Annotated in this window: 1 protein-coding gene; it reads right to left on the bottom strand. The window is 76.0% G+C overall.

Annotated features, from left to right (window positions below; translation table 11 throughout):
* On the bottom strand, nt 1-8,271 hold an 8,271-nt coding region (locus PV721_RS38105; protein ID WP_319732635.1), incomplete at both ends, for an SDR family NAD(P)-dependent oxidoreductase.

Here is an 8,271-nt window from a genome sequence, read left to right as displayed (position 1 = left end):
GTTCGGGCGCGGGGGCGGGTTCGGAGGCCCGGTCGGGCGCCGGGGTCCCGTCGGATGCCGGGGTCCCCTCGCGCGCCGTGGCCCCGGTCGGTGCCTCCGCGGTCCAGTGCGCCGCGAGAGCGGCTCCGTGGTGCTGGAGGATCTTGCCGATCAGGTCGTCGGCGGTGGCCACTCCGAAGAACGTGGCCGGGGTCAGGTCGAGGTCCCAGCGCGCGTTCATCCGGGAGCTCAGCCTCGTGTACGTGATCGAGTCGAAGCCGAACCGGCTGAGCAGGTCGTCCGGCGCGAGCTCCTCGGGCCGGATGCCGGCCACCTCGCGCAGGACCGCCAGTATCTCGTCGGCCGCCGCGGCGCGCCAGGAAGACCCGGCCTCGGACGTGGCCGCGGCCGCGGTCGCGGTCGCGGTCGCAGGCTGCTGCCGTACGTCCGCGCCTGCCGCCGGGACACCGATCCGGCCGAGGAACTCGTCCGTGCCCGAGACCACTGCCACCTGAACCTCCTGTCGGCCGAGCACCCTGCTCAGCGCTTCGAATCCCGCCTCCGGCGAGAGCGGGTGGACCCCTGCCGCGGCGAGCCGGCCCCGGTGGCGCTCGGTGAGGGCGGAGCCGGCCCAGGCCCCCCAGTTCACGACGCGGACGGGGTAGGGCAGCCGCGCGGCGAGCGCGCGGCCGATGGCGTCCTGGGCGGTGCACCCGGCCGCGTAGGCCGCCTGGCCGGGGTTGCCGAGGAAGGACTGCACCGAGGAGAAGAGCGCCAGGAAGTCCGGCCGCCGGTCGCCCAGTGCCTCGGCGAGGGCCTCGGTGGTGCGGCTCTTCGCCGCCATGCCGCGCAGGAACCACTCCTCGTCCATGGCCGCCAGCGACCGGTCGCTCGGCACGGTCACCGACTGCAGGACCCCGTGGACGACGCCCACCCGGTCGAGCACGGCGCGGATGCTGCCCGGTTCCGAGGCGTCCGCCCGGTGGACCTCCACCCGGGTGCCCGAGGGGTCGAGGGCCCTGATGCGGGCCGCCCGGACCTCGTCCGGCGCGGAGCGCCCGACGAGGACGACCCGGGCGCGGTGACGCCGTACGAGCTGCTCGGCCACGTCCAGACCGACGTCGCCGGTCCCGCCGACGATCACGTACGTACCGCCCTCGCGCAGGACGGGCACGGCCCCGGCCGTCGCGTCGACGGGCTGGAGCTCCTCCCGGTACCAGCGTCCGTCGTGCAGTGCGTAGTCGCCGGCGGTGGCGACGGGCACCGCCGTCGGGTCCTCGGGGCCGACGTCGACGGTGGCCACCCGCCAGCGCTCGCACTCGCTCCGCACCGACCGGGCGAGGCCCAGTGCCGCGGCGGACGCCGGGTCGGTCGCGGCGCGGGTCACGACGGTCAGCGCGAGTTCGCCGCCCGCTCCGGGGCGCGCCTGGAGGTGCTGGACGATCCGGAAGAGGTCGAGGACCCCGCGCTCGCCCTCGACCACGGCGTGGACCGCGACGGGGGTCGGCAGGGAGTCCAGCGGCGCCGTGCCGATCCGGTGGACCCCGGCCCCCGGCAGCTCGGCGGGGCCGAGCACCCAGACCGGGCCGGTGACCGGTCCGCGCAGGGCCACGTCGGCGACGGGCTGCCGACGCAGGGCGTAGGCACCTGCCTGGACCGGGACCGGCGGCGCCGACGCCGGGGGCGTGCTCGCCGGAACCGGGGCCACTGCCGCCGGGGCGCCGTTCGCCGGGGCGGCGTCCGCCTCCGGACCGGGGGTCGCCACGGGGGTGACCCAGCACCGGCGGCGTTCGAACGGGTAGGTGGGCAGCGGGATCGAGACCCCGCCCGCCGGCCAGTCGACCGCGTCTCCGGCCACCCAGCGGTCGGCGTCCGCCCCGCCCGCGGGCCGGGCCAGCGCGGGATGGTCGGCGCCGTCGGCGGCGGCCTTCAGGGCGGCGACGAGTGTGGACCGGTCGGCGGCGGTGACCGCAAGCCGCTCGGCCATGGCGTCGCGGCCGTGCTGGAGGGTGTGTGCCACGTCGGCCAGTTCCGGTGTCCGGTCCGCCCGTTCGACGGCCGCGAGCAGTGCGGTCGCGTACCGGCGCAGGGCCTGCGGGGTGCGGGCGGACAGCGGGAACACCCAGGGGCCGTGCGGCCGCCGCACCTCGGGCGCGGCTCCGGCCTCTTCCAGGACGACGTGGGCGTTGACGCCTCCGTAGCCGAAGGAGCTGACGCCCGCGCGGCGCGGCCCGGCGGCCGGCAGCGGCCAGGCCCGCGCCGAACGGAGCAGCTGGAAGGGGCTGCCGTCGAGGCGCAGGTGCGGGTTCGGTTCCCGCAGTCCGGCCAGCGGCGGCTGCACGCCGTGCTCCATCGCGAGGAGCACCTTGATCACTCCGGCGGCGCCCGCGGCGGATTCCAGGTGGCCGATGTTGGCCTTGACCGCTCCGACGGCGCAGTACGGCTCGGCCGGCGGGGGCGTGCCCCGGCGGCTCAGCAGTTCGTCGAAGGCCAGCCGCAGGCCGTTGATCTCCACCGGGTCGCCGAGCTCCGTGCCGGTGCCGTGCGTCTCCAGGTAGCCGAGGGTGGCCGGGTCGGTTCCGGCACGCTCGTGGGCCCGTACGATCATCGCCGCCTGGGCGGCCGGGTTGGGCGCGGTCAGGGACCGGGCCCGGCCCCCGTGGTTGACGGCGCTGCCGCGCAGCCAGGCCCGGACCTGACGCCCCCGGGCCCGCTCGGCGCGGGCCAGCACCACGAAGCCGTAGCCCTCGCCGCGTACGAAGCCGTCCGCGCGGGCGTCGAAGGTCCGGCACCGTCCGTTCGGGCTCAGCATGCCCGTGCTGCTGAGGAGGACGTGGTTGTGCGGGGACAGCACCAGGTTGACCCCGCCGGCCACGGCGATGTCGCACTCGCCCGAGCGGATGGACTCGGCGGCCCGGTGGATGGCGACCAGGGAGCTGGAGCAGCCGGTGTTGACCGGTTCGCTCGGCCCGTGCAGGTCGAGCTGGTAGGAGACCCGGTTGACCAGGATGGAGTGCGCGGTGGCGGTGGCGGCGTGCGCGTCGACCGCCAGGCCGGCGGCCTTGCGGATCTCGTCGTAGTCGCTCGATCCCGCCCCGACGAACAGTCCGACGTCGGCTCCCGCGAGGCTGCCCGGCGCGAGGCCGGCGTCCTCCAGTGCCGTCCAGACCCCTTCCAGCACGAGTCGCTGCTGGGGGTCCATGCCCTCGGCCTCGTGCGGGGAGATGCCGAAGAAGAGGGGGTCGAAGCGGTCGACGTCGTGGATGAAGCCGCCGCGGCTCGCGTGTACGCCCTCCGGGAGCGCGTGGCGGTCCCAGCGGTCCGCGGGGACGTCGGTGACCAGGTCGTCCCCCTCCACCAGGTGGTCCCAGAACTCGCCGAGGTCGGCGCTGCCGGGCATCCGTCCGCTCATGCCGATGACGGCGATCGCCTCCGGGTCGACGGGGCGCGCGGCAGAGGTCGTCGCGGGCCGGTCCTCCGGGGCCGGGGCGGCGGGCGGCGCCGCGACGGGCAGCGCCTTGCGGTGGTCGCGTGCGAGTCGGTCGGCGAGGGCCCGCAGGGTGGGGGTCTCGTAGAAGAGCGCGGGCGTCACGTCCAGGCCGAAGGCCTCGTTGAGCCGGCTGGCGAGGAGGTTGTAACTGACCGAGTCGAAGCCGTAGTCCCCGATCTGCCGGTCGAGGTCGAGTTCGCCGACGGGGATGCCGGAGGCGTCCGAGGTCAGGTCCAGCAGTGTGTCGGTGAAGGCGGCCGTGGCGGCTCCTGCGGCCTGTGCGGTTCCCGTGGCCTGCGTGGTCCCCGTCGCCCGCGTGCCGGCGGGTGCGGTGGCGCCGGCCGCCGCCCTGGCCACCAGGACGTGCTGGAAGTTGCGGGTGGTCCGGGCGGAGTCCGGTGAGGCCGTCACCGCCTCGTACCCGGCCTCGCCGAGCACTCCGGTCCAGCCGGGAACGTCCAGCAGCGGAGAGCCGGGCAGGCGCAGGCCGGTGTCGCCGTGGGCCCACCAGCCGTCGAACAGCCCGTAGGTGAGCGTGCCGGACAGGGTGACCGTCGTCAGCTCGTTGAGGAGCAGTTCGCCTCCGGCGCGCAGGACCCGGCGCAGGTGGCGCAGGGCGCGGCCGACGTCCGAGGTGGCGTGCAGGACGTTGGCGCCGACCACGAGGTCGAAGCCGCCCTCGTCGAAACCCTGGCCGACGGGGTCGGTGTCCAGGTCGAGGCGCTTGAACCGCAGGAAGGGGTACCGGGCGCCGAACTCCTGCCTGCCGTGGGCGAGGAAGGTCACCGACAGGTCGGTGTACCAGTACTCGAGTCGGCCGCCGTACGGTGCGAGGGCGCGCAGGAGTCCGGCGGAGGTGCCGCCGGTGCCCGACCCGACCTCCAGGATGCGGACGGTGGCGTCGGCGGGCAGGCCGGCGAGGCGTTCCTCCACGTACGCGACGAGGCGGCGGGTGAGCAGGTCGTTGTAGAGGTCGCTGATGGGATTGCCGCGGTACACGCGTTCCATGAGCGAGGTGCCGGAGGAGGGGAACAGCAGGTCGGTGGCGAGGAGTTCGCCCCGGAGCAGCTCCGGGTAGCGCTCCAGGCACAGGGCCAGCAGCCGTACGAACACGGCGGACTCGGGGTGCGCGTCGGCGAGGGCGGCGAGCTGCCCGAGGTGTCCGCCCGCCCGGGCGCCGGCCAGGGCTTCCGGGACCGGGCGCAGGCGTCCGGCGGCGGCCGTGAGCAGACCGTCGCCGACGAGCGCGTCGAGCACGGTGCGCAGCAGGCGTTCGTACCGGGGGGTGACGCCCACCCGGCGCAGGACCTCGTCCGCGTCGGGGTCGGGTCCGTGCCAGGTTCCCAGGTCGTCGAGCAGGGCGAGCAGGGCCCCGCCCGCGATGCGGGTCATCTGTCGGTCGAGCGCGTGGAAGTCCTCCACCACGCGCAGGTCGGCGGCGTTCGGCCGCCCGCTGGTGGGCGTCACGTCGGTGCTCTCCGTTTTCCTGTTCGCTGCCATGCGCTCGCGCAGGGCCTCGGTGCCGGGCACGACGACGCTCTGGGGCGCCGGCCGCCGGAGCGTCTCGACGAGCGCGGCGAAGCCCGCCCGGGGGGTGATGGACCGGAAGCCGGCCGCGGTCAGGCGGTCCCGGTGGGTGTCGTCGGCCACTGCCCCGACGGTGCCCCAGAAGCCCCAGTCGACGGCGCGCACCGGGTAGGGCAGGCGGGCGTCGAGCGCGTGGGCGTAGGCGTCGAGGAAGGTGGAGCCGGCGGCGTAGTTGGCCAGGCCGGGGTCGCCGAGGAAGGACTGGGCGGAGGAGAAGAACACCAGGAAGTCCGGGTTCCGTCCGCGCAGGGCGTCGGCCAGGGCCGCGGCGACGCCGGACTTGGCCGCCAGGCTCTGGGCGAGGTCCGTGTCCGTGAGGTCGCGTACCAGCCGGTCGCGCCGCACCAGCGCCGCGTGGACGACGCCGTGCACCGGGCCCGCCTCGTCGAGGACGGCCGCCAGCCGGCCGGGGTCGGTGGCATCGGCGCGGGCGTAGCGGATCCGGTCCCCGAGGTCGGGGTCGGCGAGCTCGCTGCGGCCGACGAGCACCACGTGGGCGTCCCAGTCCTCGACGAGGCGCCGGGCGATGGCGAGGCCGATGCCCCGGGCGCCTCCGACGATCACGTAGGTGCCGCCCCGGCGGAGCGGTACGGGACCGTCGGCGGCCGGGGCGGGCCGCAGGACCTGGGCGTGGCGGACGGTTCCGGTGTACGCGACGCGCGTTCCCCGGGGCGCGGGCGCCAGGAGGGCGGCGGAGGCGTGGGCGGGGTCGAGGTCGACGCAGGCGACGGACCAGCCGCGGTGCTCGTTCTCCATGACCCGGGCGAAGCCGGTGATCCCGGCGGCGTAGGGGTCGGTGACGGAGCGGCCGGGCGGGGCGGCGGCGCCGGTGGTGACGATCACCCAGTCGAGGGTGCGCTCGCGGGACCAGGCCCGGGCGTACGGGGCGAGGGCCTTGACGCCCGCGGCCTCGGCGCGCGCCACCCGCCCGGCCTCGTCCACGCTGGGGTCGGTGGTGTCGGTGGGCCCGGTCAGGACGTAGACCAGACGGGGTGTCACCTGGAGGGGTGTGCCCAGTTCGGCCAGAACGGCGCCCTCGTGACGGGCGGCCAGTTCGCGGGCCAGGCCCGCGCGGGCGGGGGCGTGGAGCACGACGACCGCACCGTCCGGCGCAGGCGTGGCGGTGGGCGTCGGGACGGCCTCCCAGGTGGGGACGTCCAGCGGGAGCGTCTCGACGGGGGGCTCGGCAGCGGCCCCGGCGGACGGAAGGGCGGCCTGCTGCGGAGCCGGTACGTCGACCCAGCACCGCACGCGGGCGAACGGGTACTGAGGCAGCTCGACCTTGCGCGGCTGCCGGTCGCGGTGCAGGGCGCGCCAGTCGGGTGCGGCGCCCTCCGCCCAGCTGCGCGCCCAGGCGGACGGGTCGGCCGGGAGCGGGCCGCCGGCGGTGCGCTGCCCGGTGACGGTGCCCCGGTGGAGGCCGGGCGCGGGCTCGCCGGCGAGGAAGGCGCGGAGGGCGGTACGGAGTCCGGCCGTGTCGGAGGCGACCACGGCGAGCCGCTCCTCCAGCGGTTCCCGGCCGATCTGCGTCGTGTAGGCGATGTCGGCCAGCGCGGCCTCCGGTCCGGCGCCCGCCGAAACGGCCTCGGCGAGCCCGGCGAGGGTGGAACGGGCGTCGACGTGCGGAGCCCGTCCCGGGAACCGGTCGGCGAGGACCCGCGCGAGCCTGCGCAGGTCGGCCACGTCCAGGCCGAGTTCGTCGAGCTCGGCCTCGGGGTCGGCGCCGGCGAGACCGGCCGCCTCGGCCACTTCGGCCACCGCGTCGAGCGGGTCGCCCGCGGTCGGCTCCGCGTACCGCTCGGCGAGCTCGCGCAGCGCCTGCGGGGTGCGGGCGGAGAGCAGCACCACCTGCGGTCCGGCGGTGGAGGGGCCCTCGGCGGCCGGTGTCTGCTGCCGGAACTCCTCGACAATGACGTGGGCGTTGGACCCGCCCGCGCCGAACGCGCTGATTCCGGCGCGGCGCGGGCCGCCGGCGGCTCCGGCGGGCCACGGCTCGCTCTCGCGCTGGACGCGCAGGCCCGCGGCGTCCCAGTCGATGCTCGTGTTGGCCGGGTCGGCGTGCAGGGAGGGGACCAGGGTGCGGTGGCGCAGCTGGAGGAGGACCTTGGTCAGCCCGGCGATGCCCGCTGCCGACTCCAGGTGTCCGATGCCGGACTTCACCGATCCGAGCCGGCTCCGCGCGTCGCCGTAGGCCTGGGAGAGGGCCGTGATCTCGATGGGGTCGCCGAGGGAGGTGCCCGTGCCGTGCGCCTCGATGTAGCCGACGGAGGCTGGGTCCACGCCCGCCTTGCCCAGGGCCCGGCGCACCACGTCGGCCTGCGCCGCGGGGTTCGGGACGAAGAAGCCCCCGGCGCGCCCGCCGTGGTTGACGGCGCTGCCCTTGATCACCGCGAGGACCCGGTCGCCGTCCTCCAGGGCGCGGGCGAGCGGCTTGAGCACGACGACGCCGACGCCCTCGCCGGGTACGTAGCCGTCCCCGTCGGCGCCGAAGGCGCGGCACCGGCCGTCGGAGGAGACGAAGCCGACCTGGCTCAGGTGCAGGTACTTGTACGGGTGGACGATCAGGTTCACACCGCCCGCCAGCGCCACTTCGCTGTCCCCGGACCGCAGGCTCTCGCAGGCGAGGTGCAGTGCGGTCAGGGACGAGGAGCACATGGTGTCCAGGGCCAGACTGGGGCCGCGCAGATCGAGGAAGGCGGAGACGCGGTTGGCCACCGCGGAGGAGAAGGACGTCGGCAGTACGGGCAGCCGGTCCTCGGCGCCCAGGCCGAGCATCTGGTACTGGTTGAACATCACTCCGGCGAAGACGCCCACCATGCGGCCGGCGACGTCGGCGCGGGTGAGCCCCGCGGACTCCAGGGCGTGCCAGGAGCTCTGGAGGAACAGCCGCTCCTGCGGGTCCATCCCCGCGGCCTCGCGCGGGGTGATCCGGAAGAAGCCGGGGTCGAACTCGTCGATGCCCTCCAGGAATCCGCCCCACTTGCTGTACGAGTGGCCGGGCGCGCGGTCGGGCCGGTAGAACCCGTCCGGGGTCCAGCGGTCCGCCGGGATCTCGGTGACGCAGTCCCGTCCGGCGCTGAGGTTGTTCCAGAACCGGTCGAGGTCCTCGGCCATGGGGTAGCGGCCGGCCACGCCGATCACCGCGATGTCCCGGTCGTCGGCCTCCGGTGTGCCGTGGTTCGCTCCGGGCCGGGCGGCGGGGGTCCCGGCGGGGG

Origin of the sequence: Streptomyces sp. MB09-01 (genome assembly GCF_033794505.1) — a bacterium.
GTDB lineage: Bacteria > Actinomycetota > Actinomycetes > Streptomycetales > Streptomycetaceae > Streptomyces.
The sequence above is the reverse complement of the archived record's forward strand: the minus strand, read 5'-3'. Positions and strand labels throughout refer to the sequence as shown.